This window comes from Ralstonia chuxiongensis, from assembly GCF_024158925.1.
GTDB classification, from domain to species: Bacteria; Pseudomonadota; Gammaproteobacteria; order Burkholderiales; family Burkholderiaceae; genus Ralstonia; species Ralstonia chuxiongensis.
In genome coordinates this window covers 121,241-135,738 of the sequence record NZ_JAMYWC010000007.1, presented here as the reverse complement: position 1 = coordinate 135,738, position 14,498 = coordinate 121,241, and the positions used below count along the sequence as shown (strand labels likewise).

General features: G+C 64.7%; 15 protein-coding genes. 4 read left to right on the top strand and 11 right to left on the bottom strand.

The window, feature by feature from the left end; translation table 11 throughout:
* Positions 1-98 precede the first annotated feature (98 nt).
* The 4 genes from NKG59_RS21880 to NKG59_RS21865 form a co-directional block, all read right to left on the bottom strand.
* Positions 99-1,136 carry an AI-2E family transporter gene (locus tag NKG59_RS21880; RefSeq protein WP_253541349.1) on the bottom strand — a complete coding sequence of 346 codons (1,038 nt, stop codon included), beginning with the start codon at positions 1,134-1,136 and terminating at the stop codon, positions 99-101.
* On the bottom strand, positions 1,133-1,804 hold the full coding sequence (locus tag NKG59_RS21875; protein ID WP_253541793.1) for a DUF1345 domain-containing protein: 672 nt from the start codon (positions 1,802-1,804) through the stop codon (positions 1,133-1,135). Before NKG59_RS21875 ends, NKG59_RS21880 begins: the two co-directional genes overlap by 4 nt.
* Positions 1,805-1,891: 87 nt before the next feature.
* On the bottom strand, positions 1,892-2,194 hold the full coding sequence (locus tag NKG59_RS21870; RefSeq protein ID WP_315862608.1) for a hypothetical protein: 303 nt from the start codon (positions 2,192-2,194) through the stop codon (positions 1,892-1,894).
* 127 nt (positions 2,195-2,321) lie between these two features.
* Positions 2,322-2,708, bottom strand: coding sequence for a hypothetical protein (locus NKG59_RS21865; RefSeq protein ID WP_253541346.1), 387 nt, complete (start codon positions 2,706-2,708; stop codon positions 2,322-2,324).
* 420 nt (positions 2,709-3,128) lie between these two features.
* Between NKG59_RS21865 and NKG59_RS21860 the strand changes: the two genes are divergently transcribed.
* Positions 3,129-3,296: a DUF6726 family protein gene (locus tag NKG59_RS21860; RefSeq protein ID WP_253541343.1), complete on the top strand. Its 168-nt coding sequence runs from the start codon at positions 3,129-3,131 to the stop codon at positions 3,294-3,296.
* Positions 3,297-3,425: 129 nt separating this feature from the next.
* On the opposite strand, the gene NKG59_RS21855 is transcribed toward NKG59_RS21860, so the two are convergent.
* Positions 3,426-3,962, bottom strand: a complete 537-nt coding sequence (locus NKG59_RS21855) for a GNAT family N-acetyltransferase (protein ID WP_420804047.1) — start codon at positions 3,960-3,962, stop codon at positions 3,426-3,428.
* A gap of 172 nt (positions 3,963-4,134) precedes the next feature.
* Between NKG59_RS21855 and NKG59_RS21850 the strand changes: the two genes are divergently transcribed.
* Positions 4,135-5,112, top strand: a complete 978-nt coding sequence (locus tag NKG59_RS21850; RefSeq protein WP_045203474.1) for a DedA family protein/thiosulfate sulfurtransferase GlpE — start codon at positions 4,135-4,137, stop codon at positions 5,110-5,112.
* Between the two features lie 375 nt (positions 5,113-5,487).
* Here NKG59_RS21850 and NKG59_RS21845 read toward each other — a convergent pair whose 3' ends face one another.
* From NKG59_RS21845 to fliF, 6 genes are all read right to left on the bottom strand, one after another.
* Positions 5,488-7,065, bottom strand: coding sequence for a flagellar hook-length control protein FliK (locus NKG59_RS21845; protein WP_253541340.1), 1,578 nt, complete (start codon positions 7,063-7,065; stop codon positions 5,488-5,490).
* 38 nt (positions 7,066-7,103) lie between these two features.
* Entirely contained in the window at positions 7,104-7,568 is a 465-nt protein-coding gene (gene fliJ / locus NKG59_RS21840; RefSeq protein WP_253541338.1) for a flagellar export protein FliJ, read from the bottom strand.
* Positions 7,569-7,676: 108 nt separating this feature from the next.
* Positions 7,677-9,125: a flagellar protein export ATPase FliI gene (gene fliI / locus NKG59_RS21835; RefSeq protein WP_253541336.1), complete on the bottom strand. Its 1,449-nt coding sequence runs from the start codon at positions 9,123-9,125 to the stop codon at positions 7,677-7,679.
* The gene (gene fliH / locus NKG59_RS21830; RefSeq protein WP_253541334.1) at positions 9,115-9,852 is read right to left on the bottom strand and encodes a flagellar assembly protein FliH; all 738 of its coding nucleotides are present in this window, start codon (positions 9,850-9,852) and stop codon (positions 9,115-9,117) included. The genes fliI and fliH overlap by 11 nt, the downstream gene beginning before the upstream one ends.
* Positions 9,853-9,887: 35 nt before the next feature.
* The gene (gene fliG / locus NKG59_RS21825; protein ID WP_024977623.1) at positions 9,888-10,880 is read right to left on the bottom strand and encodes a flagellar motor switch protein FliG; all 993 of its coding nucleotides are present in this window, start codon (positions 10,878-10,880) and stop codon (positions 9,888-9,890) included.
* A complete protein-coding gene (gene fliF / locus NKG59_RS21820) occupies positions 10,877-12,712 on the bottom strand; it encodes a flagellar basal-body MS-ring/collar protein FliF (protein WP_253541332.1) in 1,836 nt (611 codons plus the stop codon). Before fliF ends, fliG begins: the two co-directional genes overlap by 4 nt.
* A 282-nt stretch (positions 12,713-12,994) precedes the next feature.
* Here fliF and fliE point away from each other — a divergent pair, with 282 nt between their 5' ends.
* Together fliE and NKG59_RS21810 are read left to right on the top strand one after the other, a co-directional pair.
* Entirely contained in the window at positions 12,995-13,339 is a 345-nt protein-coding gene (gene fliE / locus NKG59_RS21815) for a flagellar hook-basal body complex protein FliE (protein ID WP_045203479.1), read from the top strand.
* A 35-nt stretch (positions 13,340-13,374) separates the two neighbouring features.
* On the top strand, positions 13,375-14,493 hold the full coding sequence (locus tag NKG59_RS21810; RefSeq protein WP_253541330.1) for a glycosyltransferase family 2 protein: 1,119 nt from the start codon (positions 13,375-13,377) through the stop codon (positions 14,491-14,493).
* Positions 14,494-14,498 lie beyond the last annotated feature (5 nt).

Here is a 14,498-nt window from a genome sequence, read left to right as displayed (position 1 = left end):
CGCCCCTCGTCCCGTAGGGCGCGCTCTTTTCTGCCGATGCCGTCAGCGCGGGGGCGCTGGCGGGTCACCCTGCACCTCAACCCCACACGAGAAACGTCTCAGCCGATCAGCTCGGCGTCCGTCAGCTCGCGCTTCAAATAGGCGTACAGCACGGGCGCGGCAATCACGCCACCCAAACCAAACAACGCCTCCATCACGATCAGCGCGAGGATCAGCTCCCACGCGCGCGCATCGATGCGGCTGCCGATGATGCGCGCGTTCACGAAGTACTCCAGCTTGTGCACCACGACCAGAAAGATGAGCGATGCCACCGCCAGCTCCAACGATGCGGTGACGCTCATCACAACGATGGCCGTGTTGGAGATGAGGTTGCCCGCCACGGGAATGAGCCCCGCCACGAAGGTCAGCAGGATCAGCGATTTGGAATACGGCACGTGCTGCCCGAACAGCGGCAGCGCACCCAGCAGGTAGATGGCGGCGAGCGCCGTGTTGAGCGCGGAGATTTTCACCTGCGCAAACACCACGGCTTCGAACGCGTCGGTCAACCGGCTCAGCCGGCCCACCAGTGCTGCGGCCAACGGCTTGTGGTGCTCGGGGTCAAGCGTATCCGACCACGCCACCATCGCCCCCAGGATCAGCCCGACCAGCATCAATGCGCTGGCACGCAACCCGTCAATACCGAGGGTCGACACCTGATGGCCATGTTCCTTGATCATCTGCACAAGCTGCACACGCAGCTCGGTCACCGATTGCGGAACGTAATTGACCACCGCCGCCGGCAACGATTCCCGCACGTTGTCGAGCACGTCGGCAATGCGCGTAAGCATGCCTTCGAGCCCATGCCCGTGCTCGACCAAGCGGCCGATCCCGATGCCAAACCCTGCAAGAATAAGGGCCGCGACCACGGACACGCAGATCACCGCAATCGACTTCGCGCGCTGGGACAGCCTGCTGCGCTCGCGCAAGCGAGCCTCCAGCTTGCGCGCCAATGCGTAGACGAGAAAGCCGGCAATGGCGGCCGGCAACAGGTGCAGCCACAGCACGGCCGCAATCATCGCCGCTACCAGCACGTAACTGACAGCGTTGATGGAGCGAGTGGGTGCGCTGGGAGGAAGCTCGGGAGGCAGCATCGTCATGAAAACAGGCCTGCAGCAATGTTGATGGAGAGGGCGAGGATGCTCGTATTGAAGAAGAACGACAGCAGCGATTGCCCCAGCACCGCGCGCCGCATTGCACGCGAACGAATGCTGATATCGGCCGTCTGGCTGGCGACCGCGATCGTAAAGGAGAAGTAGAGGAAATCCCAATAATCGGGCTCGAGCTGCTCGTCGGGAAACTGCAGCGGGGGCTCGTGGGGCGCACGGTAATACAGATGCGCGTAGTGCACCGTGAACATCATCGGCACCATGAGCCACGCGCCCAGCACCGTGATACCGGTGAACAGGTAGTGCGACGACTGCGCATGCCCCGCCGACTTGGCTGTCGCGAGTTCAAACGCAATGGCCACCATGCTGGCCACCACACCGAGGCAGACCACCGCCAGCACGGCCGAGGCGCGCTCGTCTTCACGGCGGGCGACGGCGCGGATGCGGTGTGGGTCTGCACGCAGCATCATCACCGTGATCAGGATGAGGTACGCCCACACCGCGATGTCCCAGCCGAACAGCAGGCGCGCAAGCCACCCATGCGCTGGCACAACAGCGACCGCTATAGCGCCCAGCGCGAACGCCGACAGCAGCCGCGGCCGTGTCGCCGCAAAGCGGGAAACCTGGGAGATCTCGGAGGACTTGTCTTGCTGGTTCACATGCGCCTCAGGTGCGTGCTCGGGATGTTCACACAAGGCCGGCACCGCCAGCCGATGAGGCGACATGGTAGCCGCTTCAGCGCAGCATCAGGTTGGCGAGAACATTGAAGCAAACGAGCGCTTGCAGCGCTCCCGCAGGCGCTCGTGCGTTGAGAGCTGCTCTGCGATGACGGTGGCTTCCGGATACACGCGGCACATGCCGATCATGGCGGTTTCAAGCGACCCCTGCGAGCCGGCCTGAAACTGGAATTGCTCCAGCACCGTGTCATCGGCATCACGCACGGTGATCTGGAAGGGGCCCGGCGTGACGGTCGCGCAGCCAGCCAGCATGGCAGCCGCGGCCAGCGCAGGGCACAGAAGGGAGCGGGTCGGACGACGGAAACGAATCATCATGGCTTCCTGGTTGTGATGAGAGTGAGACGCCGCAATGGCAACTCAGTTCGCAATCATCACGCTTCCCGGTGACACAAACAAAAACGCCCGCAGTGTGCGGGCGTTTTTGCGGGACGAACCAGGCTCAGGCCACGGCGCCTTCGGTGTACGGGTCAAACTTGCTGCCGGCCTTGGCGCCTTCAGTATAGGTATCGAACTTGCCGGCACGGGCGAGTGCGCCTTCGGTGTACGGATCAAACTTGCTGCCGGCCTTGGCACCTTCGGTGTACGTATCGAACTTACCGGCACGGGCCAGTGCGCCTTCCGTGTACGGATCGAACTTGCTGCCGGCTTTGGCGCCTTGCGTGTACGGATCGAACTTGTCGCCAGCCTTAGCGCCATCCGAATACACGTCGAAACGTTGGCTGACCTGCGCAGCACCTTGCGTGTACACATCAAACTTGGCTGCTGCCAGGGCCGGCACACTTGCCAGGGCGATCAGGGCAGCAATCAGGGTACGTTGGGCTTTCATGATGTCTTCTCCAGATGGGCGCAGCGCGTCGGGCAGGTGATCCGGGCATTTCCGGGATCTTCTTTTTCGCTGCGGCGCCGCATTCGATGGAGTCATCGTAGGCGAGCCTGTTCAGACAATAAATGTCGCGACAGACAATTTATTGTTGCGATATATGAAATTAAGGGAAAACCCGTATCAACAGTGGCTTTGCGGCTTGCAGCAAAGGCTAGCGGGTTTATTTGCGCAAAAAAAGAATGTGACTTTTTCACCCAAAGTCAGCGTTGTGCGGCTTTCGAACGGGTTTTATTGTTGCGCTCTGACGCATCGCGTCATGGTTGCGAGACCCGCACAGATTGTCATTTCCCGATACAAACGCGCACAGGTTGGCGAAAGACTCTGTGTCACACTGCCTGGCATTCGCTTTCAAACCCACCCACGATGAAACGCCTTCTGCTCGCTGTGTCCTTGCTTGTTGCTGCATGCCTTTCCGGCTGCGGCGTGGTGGCCGCGCCGTGCCGGGTGGCGTCGGCAGGCCTGAAGATGGTGCCGCTGGTGGGGCATGTGGCGGCCGCGCCCACTGACGCCTGTGCCGACATCATCGATTGAGCGCAATGACCAATAGCCTCTGAATTGGGCTCAGAACTTTGATGCGTTCCGGAAGAATCAACGCCGGCCCTCTCGACTACTCTGGTTTTTTGCTGAATCTCTTTGATTGGTTCAGCTGGCGCCCTCACCTCACAAGGCCCGCTGCATCAGCAAACAATCCAGCCAGCGCCCAAACTTGTAGCCCACCGCCTCCAGCACGCCCACCTCGCGAAACCCGCAGCGCGCGTGCAACTTGGCTGACCCCGGATTTTCGCGGCCGCCGCCCACCACCGCCACCATCTGCTTGAAACCGCGCGTCTGGCATTCGCGGATGAGCGCCTCCAGCAGCAACGTCCCAACGCCCCGCCCTTGCGCTGCGGTGTCGAGATAGATGGAATCTTCCACCGTGTGGCGATACGCGGGCCGGGCGCGATGCGGGCCGGCGTACGCATAGCCGAGCAGCACGCCGTCGGCTTCAGCCACAACATATGGCATACCGGCATCCTGCAGTGCGTGAAAGCGGCGCGTCATCTCGGGCAGATCGGGGGCGTCGATCTCAAAACTGGCGGTGCCGGTCTGCACGTGGTGTGCGTAGATGCCGACGATGGTCGGCAAATCCGCCACGGTAGCCGGACGAATAGCGATGGCACCTGATTCGTGCACGGAAGCGGCAGCGTCGATGGGCATTGCAGAAGACATGGCGGCAGGTTTCAGAAGCGGTATGAAGCGTTCATTGTCACGCCAATTCCACACGAACCGCATATCGCCGAGCGCATTCCGGTGACATGGCTATCGGGCGGCGCCGGAATGCGGTAACTTGGCAGACGCTTTCGCCCCCGCCCGCCGCGCCCCTCCTGCCATGCATGACCTGTTTCCCCTGATCGCCGAATACGGTGCGTTTGCCGTGTTCCTCAATGTGCTGCTGACGCAAGCCGGTGCGCCGCTGCCGGCCGTGCCAACGCTGTTGGTGGCCGGCGCGCTTACATTCCATGGACCGCTCTACCTGATGGAGCTGGCGCCCGCCGCCGTGTCCGGCGCACTCCTGGGCGACGGCCTGTGGTACTTCGCAGGCAAGCGCTATGGCCGGCACGTCATGGCACTACTGTGCCGCGTGTCGCTATCGCCCGATTCGTGCGTGCGACGCACGCGCACGCAGTTCGAGCGCTGGGGCGCGCCGATGCTGCTCATTGCGAAATTCGTTCCGGGTTTGTCGACGGTATCGTCTGCGCTGCTGGGCACGATGCGCACGCCGTTCAGCACGTTTGCGCTGTACAACCTGGTGGGCTCGGCAGTTTGGGCAACGCTCTGGCTGATGCTGGGCCGCGTGGCGCATGACAGCATCGACCAGGCGCTGCACCAGCTCGACCAGCTCGGCACGCGAGCCGTACTGCTGATCGCGTTGCTTGCAGCGGTGTATGTGGCTGCGCGCTGGCTGCAGCGCTGGCGCTTTCGCAAGATGCTGGAGATGGCGCGCATCTCGCCCGATGAGCTGCATGCATTGATCGAATCGGGCGCGGCTCCTGTCATCATCGACGTGCGCGCCGACAGCTCGCGCATGCTGCAGCCGCAACGCATTCCGGGGGCGATGCTGTACGACATGTCCGCCAGCCACCGCGCGATCGAGATCGAAGGCCCCGACCGCGAGATCATCATCTACTGCGCCTGCCCCAACGAGGCGTCTGCCGTGATGCTGGCGCGCACGCTGATGGGACGCGGCTTCAAGCGCGTGCGTCCGCTGCATGGCGGTATCGATGCGTGGGTGGCACGCGGCTACGGCGTGGAGCACGTGGTGTCGGTCACGCCCGCCACACTGGCAACGGCCGAGGCAGGCGCCTGAGGCATCCGCCATGCGCTCGGCTCTAGAACGGCGCTGGCGCACAAAAACAAAAAGCGCACCTCGCGGTGCGCTCTCCCGTAAGTACGGCAAACATGCGGTGCGCCAGCCCCCCGGCTCGGACACCCCGCATCGGTCCGTGTGCATCCGTCCGAGAACGGATGTGGCGAAATGATCCCCGTTTGATCCCTTCTTCGCCAGTCGGACTTGACCCCCTTGTTATTCATTTGCAACGCTGCCGCGCCAAACCTGTGCGCGGCGTGCTCGCGTGGTTATTTCCCGTCCTTCTTTCGTTGCCTTGCGGCTGGCCATTTATGCATGGCACTCCTGCGTACTAACGGCCGGCCGGCCTCAAACTTTAGGCGCCGCCGGTCATCGTCAGGCGAATGTATCGATCGCACCTTCGTGGCTGGACACACGGCGCGGCGTCACCGTCAGCGTATCGGTGCGGTCTTGCGAGCCGCCGTTGCCATAACGGTTGCCGCTGCCCCCGTTGCCCGAACCGCTGCCCTGGTTTTGCGCCGACGAGCCTTGTGATGCGCTCTGCTGCTGGCTGAAGTCGCCCGTGCTGACGGACGTTTGCGCAAGCTGCATCCCGCCTTGCTGCATCGCGTCGCGCAGGCGCGGCATGGCGTCCTGCACGAGTTCGGCCACGGCTTGGTGCTGGCAGACAAAGCTCGCGTTGACGGCGCCGTTGTCCACTTCCAGCTTGACGTGCATGCCGCCCAGCTCGGCAGGGTTCAACTGCAGCTCGGCTGACGATTGGCGATGCACTTGCATGAAGGCGAGCTGACTGGCCATGCTCTGCGGCCATGCAGCATCGCCAAAGGTGGGCAGCGTGTGGACTTGCTGCGGCGTGATCGCTGCCCCTGCCGCAGCGCCTGCGTTGGCGCCGCCCACCGCAAAGGTCGGTGCGGCCATGCTCGCGTCGCCATTGGCGCGCGACAGCACGCCCTGGAACTGCATACCGTTGCCCTGCGCATTGGCTTGCGTGCCGGGGTTATCCGAATTGCCGGTGTTGCCGCCATTGCTGGCGTGGCTGGTGGCATCGGCCATGGCGGCGGCGGGCGTTTGCGTGGTGGCGTTGTGTGCACTCAGATCGCTGCGACGCGGCAGGCCTCGGTCGGCATCGGCGCTTTTTGCAGGCGACGTGCTGCCGAGTTGGCGCACGGCGGCCGGCGTGTTGTCGGCAACGGCGCGCGTGCGGGCCATGGTCTGGGCCAGCGTGCCGCTGTCGGGCAGTGCGGTGGCAGGCGGCGTCGGCGTGTTTGCGGCGTTGGCTTTGGCGTCCTTGGCGGCGGGCAGCCCGACTTGGCCGGCCTGTGCCGTCGTGGCCGGGTCCGCGGCGCCCTGCGTCCCGTTGGCAGCCGCAGTTGCGGCAGCCAGTGCTGCGGCGTCAGTTGAGGAGGATTTGCCAGCAGCCGGCGTCGTCGCGTCGGCATCGGCGCTGGTGTTCGATTGGCCTGCGGGCTGGGCAAGCGGCTGTTGCGCGGCTCCGGCCTGCTGCGCAGCCTGGCGGGCGGCCTCGATCTGCGCCGCCAGTTGTGCAGCCGGATCGACCACGGCCTGCTGCGCAGCGGTATCGAGATCCTTGGCGTTGGCAGGCTGCGCCGGCTTGGCGTTGGCCGTATCGACGGTGCCGCTGGCCGGCGTGGTAACAGCTTGCGCCGGCGTGTTGGCATCGGCCGGTTTCGCATCCTGATCGTTGCGCGCGGCGCCGGTGCGCGCGACATCCTTGCGGGCGATATCGGCACGGCGGCTGGCATCGTCGGCGGCGGATTGTGCATCGGCGCGACGGCGCGCGGCGTCCTGAGCCAGGCGGTCCGACAACAGGTTGCCGAACGTATCGGTGCCCGATGAAGAGGCCTGTGTCTTGTCGGCGGCGGCAGCATTGCCGGCCGACAGCATGGCGCCCAGGTCCTTGGCAGCGGTGTTGGGGGTGGCACTCAAACCCACGTTGACTCCATCTTGCGACTGCGTGTTCGCGTTGGTCTTCAATTGCCGCCCTGTGCCGCACGCATGCGGATCACCTTGGCGGCGTGTTCGTCGTTGTCGCGCTGCGCTCGGCGTTCTTCGTCCAGGCGCTGCTCTTCAATGTGGCGCTGGCGCAGGATGTCGAACGACTGCTCGCGGCGCTGCTTTTCCAGCCAGTTGGCACGGCTCATCGCAAGCTGCTGCTCCAGCGCGTTGATGGTGCCCTTCTGCTGGTGCACGGCATTGCCCAGGCGGTCGATAAAGGCCGCGTAGTTGCGCAGGCGCGTGATGTCCATGCCGCCTTCGGCCGTGTTCAGCATCTGCTGGTGATAATTGTTGCGGTAGTCGGACAGCAGCGCCAGCTTTTGCGTGGCGGCCTCGCGCGTGTTCATCAGGCGGCCGACTTCCTGCGTGGCTTTCTCGGTGTCCTTCTGGGCCAGTTCCAGCACGGTTTCGAGGCGGAACGGCTTGTTCATGGTGGTCATCGGTAGACCCTCCAGCTTCCCGTTACATCAACCCATCGGACGCAAACCCGGCGGCTTTAGCCCCCGGCTTGCACAACGCTCGCGGCTTCACAGTGTCAAGTGGGCACTTCACGCCAGCACTCCCTGCATCTTCTCCAGCGTGTGCTCGCGGCTTTCGTTCTCGAACATGCCCTGCTGCAGGAACGCTTCCATGTCGGGGTAGCGCGCGATGGCCTGGTCGGTCACCGGGTCGCTGCCACGTGCGTAAGCACCCACAGCAATCAAGTCGCGGTTGCGCTGGTAGCGGGCATAGAGCTGCTTGAAGCGGCGGGCTGTGTCGAGCTGCTCGCGCGGCACGATGGCCGACATCACGCGGCTGATCGACTGTTCGATATCGATGGCCGGGTAGTGGCCCTGCTCGGCCAGCTTGCGCGAAAGCACGAAGTGACCGTCCAGAATGGCGCGCGCCGCATCGGCAATCGGATCCTGCTGGTCATCGCCTTCGGCCAGCACGGTGTAAAACGCGGTGATGGAGCCGCCGCGCCCATTGGCATCCACCATGCCGTTGCCGGCACGCTCGACCAGCGCGGGCAGCTTGGCAAACGCCGAGGGCGGGTAGCCCTTGGTGGCCGGCGGCTCGCCGATGGCCAGGGCGATCTCGCGCTGCGCCATCGCATAGCGCGTAAGCGAATCGACAATCAGCAGCACGTTGCAGCCGCGGTCGCGGAAGTACTCGGCAATCGTGTGGGCGTAAGCGGCGCCCTGCAGACGCATCAGTGGCGAGGTGTCGGCCGGTGCGGCCACCACGGCCGAGCGTGCCATGCCTTCGTCGCCAAGAATCTCGTCGATGAATTCCTTCACTTCGCGGCCGCGCTCGCCGATCAGTCCCACCACCACCACGTCGGCTTCGGTGTAGCGGGCCATCATGCCCAGCAACACGCTCTTGCCCACGCCGGAGCCGGCGAACAGACCCAGACGCTGGCCCTGACCAACGGTCAGCAGACCATTGATGGCGCGCACGCCCACGTCGAGCACATGCTCGATCGGCTTGCGCTTGAGCGGGTTCAGCGGTGCCGGGTTCAATGTGCCCCAGGCCAGGTCTTCATGCGCACCCAGCGGCCCCTTGCCGTCGAGCGGCTCACCGTTTGCGTCCACCACACGCCCCAGCAGGCGCGGCCCCACGGGCAGGAACTTGCTGTGCGAAATCGTCGGGTTGGCGCCGTCTTCGCTCGTCACCGGCAGGCGTTGCGGCTCCAGCGGGAACACGCGCGCACCGGGCACCACGCCCACCAGATCCGTTTGCGGCATCAGGAAGGCGCGCTCTTCGGCAAAGCCCACCACTTCGGCCAGCACGTGCCGGCCGTGCGGCAGTTCCACGCGGCAGGCACTGCCCACCGGCAGCTTCAAGCCAACGGCTTCCATGACCAGGCCGGCCACACGCGTGAGCTTGCCGCACGTCACCACCGGGCGTGCCAGACGCGCACGCTGCGCGGTCTGCTGCAAGTGGGTTTGCCACATGCGCACGTTGGGATTGTTGACGGCGACCTGCGCTGCCGGCTGCATGGTCTCAAGCGACATGGAGTGCCCCTCCTGCCACGCGTTCGGCTTCCGCGCGCTCGCTGGCAAGCCATGCCGTATCGCGGCCCAGCGCGCGGGTCAGTTCGGCCCAGCGGGTTTGCAGCGTGGCATCGGTTTCGCCAAAGCGGGTCTGCACGCGGCAGCCGCCGCGCTCGATGGCGGCATCGACGATGAGCGTCCAGCCGGCGGCGGCCAGCTCGGTGCCCAGCGTCTGGCGGATCAGCTCTGCATCATCGGCATGCACGCGCAACATGGCGGGCGCCGGTGCGGTGGGCGCGTCGCCCAGCACTTCGCGAATCAGCGGCAGGATGCGCTCGGGCTGCGCATGCAGCGCGCCGCGCAGAAACTGCTGCGCCAATTGCAGCGCCAGATCAACCAGCTCTTCGGCAACGCTGCCGTTCAGTTGGTCGATCGCATCCCGCACGGATTGCATCAGCGTGGCGATGTGCTTTGAGTCTTCCTCACCCTGGCGGCGGCCTTGTTCAAAGCCATCCTGAAAGCCTTGCGCAAAACCATCGCGGCGGCCTTCGTCGCGGGCGGTGGCAAGCTCCGCGTCCAGCGCGGCCTGCCATTCCTCTTCGGAAATCGGCGGCTCTTCAGGCTCGGGCGGCGGCGGGGGCGGCGCGGCTGCAGCGGCGGCCTGTGCGGCCTGGCGCTCGAAGTCGGTCGGCTCCCACGGCTGGCAGTTGACCAGCGTATCGCGCGGGATGATCGGCGGACGTGGCATCTCAGCGCTCCGTCACAACATGGCAACCAGCGCGGTCAGACATACGCGTCCTCCGCCTTGCGGCCGATCGTGATCTCGCCTTCGTCGGCCAGGCGGCGCGCAACAACCAGGATTTCCTTTTGCTGCGCTTCGACTTCCGACACCTTGACGGGGCCCAGCACTTCCAGTTCTTCCTTGAGCATCGTGCCGGCACGCTGCGACATGTTGGCGAACACCTTGTCGCGGAACTCCTGCTTGGCGCCCTTGAGGGCCACCACCAGAACGTCCTGGCTGATCTCGCGCAGCAGCGTCTGCAGCGCACGGCCGTCCAGATCGATCAGGTTGTCGAACACGAACATCTTCTCGACGATGGCATCGGCCAGTTCCGGATCGCGTGAGCGCACGCCTTCGATGACGGAGCTTTCCACGGCGCTCGGCACCAGGTTGAGGATTTCCGCTGCCGTGAGCACGCCACCCATCGCGTTCTTCTTGCGATGGTCGTTGCCTTGCAGCAGCTTGGTCAGCACGTCGTTCAGCTCACGCAGGGCGCTGGGCTGGATGCCGTCGAGTGTGGCGATACGCAGGATGGTGTCGTTGCGTAGGCGCTCGGTGAAATAGGTCAGGATTTCCGAAGCCTGATCGCGGTCCAGGTGGACCAGGATCGTGGCGATGATCTGTGGGTGTTCGTTGCGGATCAGCTCCGCCACCGACGATGCATCCATCCACTTCAGGCCTTCAATGCCGCTGGTGTCGCCGCCCGAGAGGATGCGGTCGATGATGTTGGCGGCGCGGTCGTCGCCCAGTGCCTTGCGGAAGACGGTGCGGATGTATTCGTTGGAATCCACGTCCAGCGGCAGGTCTTCGGCTTCGATGAAGAACGCGTCAAAGGCGTCGAGCACACGCTCGCGCGACACGTTCTTCAGCGCGGCCATGGTGGCGCCCAGCTTCTGCACTTCGCGCGGGCCCAGGTGCTTGAGCACTTCGGCGGCTTCGCTTTCGCCCAGCGACATCATGAGGATGGCGCTGCGTTGGAGTCCTTCGGCGCTCATTCGTTACTCACCCATTGTTTGATGACGGCCGCGACTGCGCGCGGGTTGCTCTGCGCCACGCGGCGCATGGTCTCGAGCTTCTTCTCGAAGTCGTTGTTCTTGAGTTGCGGCAGCGCGTCCGGCAGATCTTCGGAATCGGCGCCGGCAGCCCCAGGGCCTTCCAGCTCCGGCCCGGCCGAAGCGGCGGCACCGGTGATGATCGGGGCGTTCGGGTCTTCGCCTTCGCGGCCGACGAAGGTGGGCGTTGCTGCCTCGGCCTTCTTGCCCATCGAGCGGATCGCCGGACGGATCACCGCGAACACCAGGATCAGGAAGCCGATTGCCAGCGCCAGATACTTGGCGGCCTGGATGGCGTACTGAATCATCTCCGGCTGCTTCCACAGCGGCAGGTCGTCCTTGGCCATCGGCAGCGTGCCCGAGAACTGGCTGTTGACCACGTTCACGGAGTCGCCGCGCTTGGCGTCAAAGCCCACCGCATCCTTGACCAGCGCGTTGAGGTTGGCCATCTCGGCCTCCGACAACGGCTTCCAGGTCTTGCCGTCGCCACGGTAGTTGACCACCACGGCCACCGACAGGCGGCGCACGGTGCCCACTGCAGCGCGGGTGCGGCGCACGGTCTTGTCGACTTCGTAATTGGTCGTGGTGTCGCGGGTGCTCGACGAATTGCCGCTGGTTGTGCTGCCGCTCGTGTTGGCGGCCGCCGCTTGTTGCGGTTGGCCATTCGGGCCGGTTGCCGCCGGTTGCGACGCCGAGGCCGGCGCCGGTGCGGTCGGCAACATGCGCGGCGCGGTCGGCGGTTGGTTGGACAGCGCGCCCGGCACGCCGCCCTGGGCGTCGGCCTTGTTCTGCGTGGCTTCAGCGGTGTGCGTGCTGCGCACGGCTGCGTTGGCCGGGTCCTGGTTCGGACGATACGTTTCGGCCATCTGCTCGGTGTTGTCCAGATCGACGTCGGCCGTCACCTGCGCACGCACGTTGTCCTCACCCACCACGGGGCCGAGGATGGCTTCGATGCGCTTGATATAACCCTGCTCGACGTCGCGCACATAGCTCAACTGCGTCGGGTCAAGGCCCGAGGCGGTGTCCTGGAACGACGACGACAGCAGGCGACCCGATTGGTCGACCACCGTCACGTTGGCCAGCGGCAGGTTCGGCACGCTGCTCGACACCAGATGGCCAATCGCCTGCACTTGCGAGCGGTCGAGCATGCGGCCCGGATACAGCTTGAGCAGCACCGACGCGCTGGGCTTGGCCTGCTCACGCACGAACACCGACGGCTTGGTCATGGCCAGATGCACGCGTGCGGACTGCACCTCCTGCATGGCTTGGATGGTGCGGGCCAGCTCACCTTCCAGGGCGCGCTGGTAATTGACTTGCTCGGCAAACTGGCTCGTGCCGAACTTCTGGTTTTCCATCAGCTCGAAACCGGCCTGGCCGCCCTTGGGCAGACCTTGCGAAGCGAGCTTCAGACGGGCTTCATGCACGCTCGTCTCGGGCACCATGATGGCGGTGCCGCCTTCGGCAAAGCGGTACGGCACATTCATTTGCTGCAGCGCAGCGATGATCGCCCCGCCGTCGCTGTCGGACACATTGCTGTACAGGACGCGGTAGTCCGGAGCGCGGCTCCACAGCATCGCGGCGGCAATGACAGCCACCAGCGCGGCACCGCCGATCATCAGCAGCAGTCGCGGCGACAGACGGCCGAGCGGGCCCAGGGCGCCCAGCGCACCTGCACCTCCCGCTTTCTGGCGCGTCATCGCGCCCTGGCCCACCGCCGGCATATCAACCGTACCGAGCGTGTCGGCGACAGCAACCGAATCGGCTGTCGTTGGCATCCCAAATCTCCTGACTGACTACGTTGCTTGAGCGCTCACCCAATGTCTGGGCATGGCTCCGTGGTTGCCATTATCGGCAGCGGGTGCGCAAGCAAATTGCCAAGAAGAGGGCCTTTTCCCGTTCTTTTGGGCGCTTGGGAACGGCGGCTTGGCGGCTACCTTTGCATCACCGTGGCGCCATAGCGACCAACCGGCCGGGGTGGAAAGCCCCCAAGAAAGCCGGCCCAGGCAGCTAAGCAACGGCGCCGCAAGCAAGACAGAGAAAAGAGGAGCTTTCTTCACATGGATATTACGAACGCCAATTCAGTGGTCTCGCTGATGAACAGCGTGCTGGCGCCGTCCAGCACGGTGGGTGGCATTGGCGGGGGTGTCGGTTCGGCCACGGGCGACGGCGCCAAGGTCAGCGTGGACTTCGGGGCGGTGCTCAAGTCGTCGCTGGACCGGGTCGACGCGTCGCAGCAGAAGGCTGAATCCGTTTCGCGCAGCTTCGAAATGGGCAACAACGACGTGGATCTGCACGACGTGATGCTCTCGCTGCAGAAGGCCAACATCGACATGCAGACCGCTGTGCAGGTGCGCAACAAGTTCGTCTCGGCGTACCAGAGCATCATGAGCATGTCGATCTGACGTCACTTTTCTACGCTTCTTTTTCTTCGCGCCGCATGTCCAAACACGCCAAACACCGCGCCAAGCCCGCCCGGGGCAGTCTTGCGCTGGTCGTCATCGCCCGCGACGAGGCCGCCTGCATCGAGCGCTGCTTGATGAGCGCCAAGCCGCACGTCGACCGCATGATCGTGCTGGACACCGGCTCGACGGACGACACCGTGGCGATTGCCAAGGCGTGCGGTGCCCGGGTGCACCATTTCACGTGGGTGGATGATTTTTCCGCCGCCCGCAATGCCGCGCTGGCCGCCGCCAATGCGGACTGGAACCTCGTGCTGGACGCCGACGAATGGATCGAGGCCGGCACGGAAGAACTGCGCAACGCTTGCACCTTTGGCCCGCTGCTCGGCGTGGTTTGTATCCGGAGCGAATACGACATTTCCGGCCATGTGGAGCATTCCAATAGCTGGATCGCCCGCCTCTTGCCGCGCGGCGTGCGCTACAAGGGCCGCATCCACGAGCAACCGGTCGCAACTGCAGCCAACCTGCAGCGCGTGCGTCTGCCGCTCGTGATTGGCCACGATGGCTATATGAACGCCAAGCTGGACCAGAAGCGCGGGCGCAACCACACCCTGTTGCAACTGGAGTTGGCCACGCATCCGGATGATCCGTATGTGCTCTACCAGCTCGGCAAGGATTTTGAGATCAACCAGAAAGACCCGGCCGAGGCCGCCGCGCACTACCAGCGCGCGCTGACCACGGCACCCAAGGCGGCGCCATATCGGCATGACCTGTGCATCTGCCTGCTGGCGTGTCTTTCCAAATCGAAGCAACTCGACGCGGCCATCACGCTGGCGGGTGAATGGATGGAAGAGTGGTCCGGCTCGCCCGACTACTTCTACATGCTGGGCCACCTGATGTTCGAGGCCGCGGCGCAAGACCCCGCGCAGGCCGAGAAGCAGTGGCTGCCAATGGCGGAAAACGCCTTCCTGAAGTGCCTGGAGATTGGCGAGCAGCCCAAGCTGGACGCTGCCGTGTTCGGGCGCGGCAGCTTTGCCGCCGCAAAGTACCTGGCGCTGACCTACCGCGCCCTGGCCGACACACTGGCCATCAAGTCGAACCAATATTCCGACCTCGCGCGGCAGATGCAGGAACGCAGCGCAGTCGCCGCCGCATGAGCACG

Coding starts and splice junctions, on each gene's coding strand:
- fliG (WP_024977623.1), bottom strand. CDS start 10,880: ATGAGCGCCGAAGGACTCCAACGCAGCGCCATCCTCATGATGTCGCTG.
- NKG59_RS21865 (WP_253541346.1), bottom strand. CDS start 2,708: ATGAAAGCCCAACGTACCCTGATTGCTGCCCTGATCGCCCTGGCAAGT.
- NKG59_RS21860 (WP_253541343.1), top strand. CDS start 3,129: ATGAAACGCCTTCTGCTCGCTGTGTCCTTGCTTGTTGCTGCATGCCTT.
- NKG59_RS21855 (WP_420804047.1), bottom strand. CDS start 3,962: ATGCCCATCGACGCTGCCGCTTCCGTGCACGAATCAGGTGCCATCGCT.
- fliF (WP_253541332.1), bottom strand. CDS start 12,712: ATGCCAACGACAGCCGATTCGGTTGCTGTCGCCGACACGCTCGGTACG.
- fliJ (WP_253541338.1), bottom strand. CDS start 7,568: ATGACCACCATGAACAAGCCGTTCCGCCTCGAAACCGTGCTGGAACTG.
- NKG59_RS21880 (WP_253541349.1), bottom strand. CDS start 1,136: ATGACGATGCTGCCTCCCGAGCTTCCTCCCAGCGCACCCACTCGCTCC.
- fliI (WP_253541336.1), bottom strand. CDS start 9,125: ATGTCGCTTGAGACCATGCAGCCGGCAGCGCAGGTCGCCGTCAACAAT.
- NKG59_RS21810 (WP_253541330.1), top strand. CDS start 13,375: ATGTCCAAACACGCCAAACACCGCGCCAAGCCCGCCCGGGGCAGTCTT.
- NKG59_RS21870 (WP_315862608.1), bottom strand. CDS start 2,194: ATGATTCGTTTCCGTCGTCCGACCCGCTCCCTTCTGTGCCCTGCGCTG.
- fliH (WP_253541334.1), bottom strand. CDS start 9,852: ATGCCACGTCCGCCGATCATCCCGCGCGATACGCTGGTCAACTGCCAG.
- NKG59_RS21850 (WP_045203474.1), top strand. CDS start 4,135: ATGCATGACCTGTTTCCCCTGATCGCCGAATACGGTGCGTTTGCCGTG.
- fliE (WP_045203479.1), top strand. CDS start 12,995: ATGGATATTACGAACGCCAATTCAGTGGTCTCGCTGATGAACAGCGTG.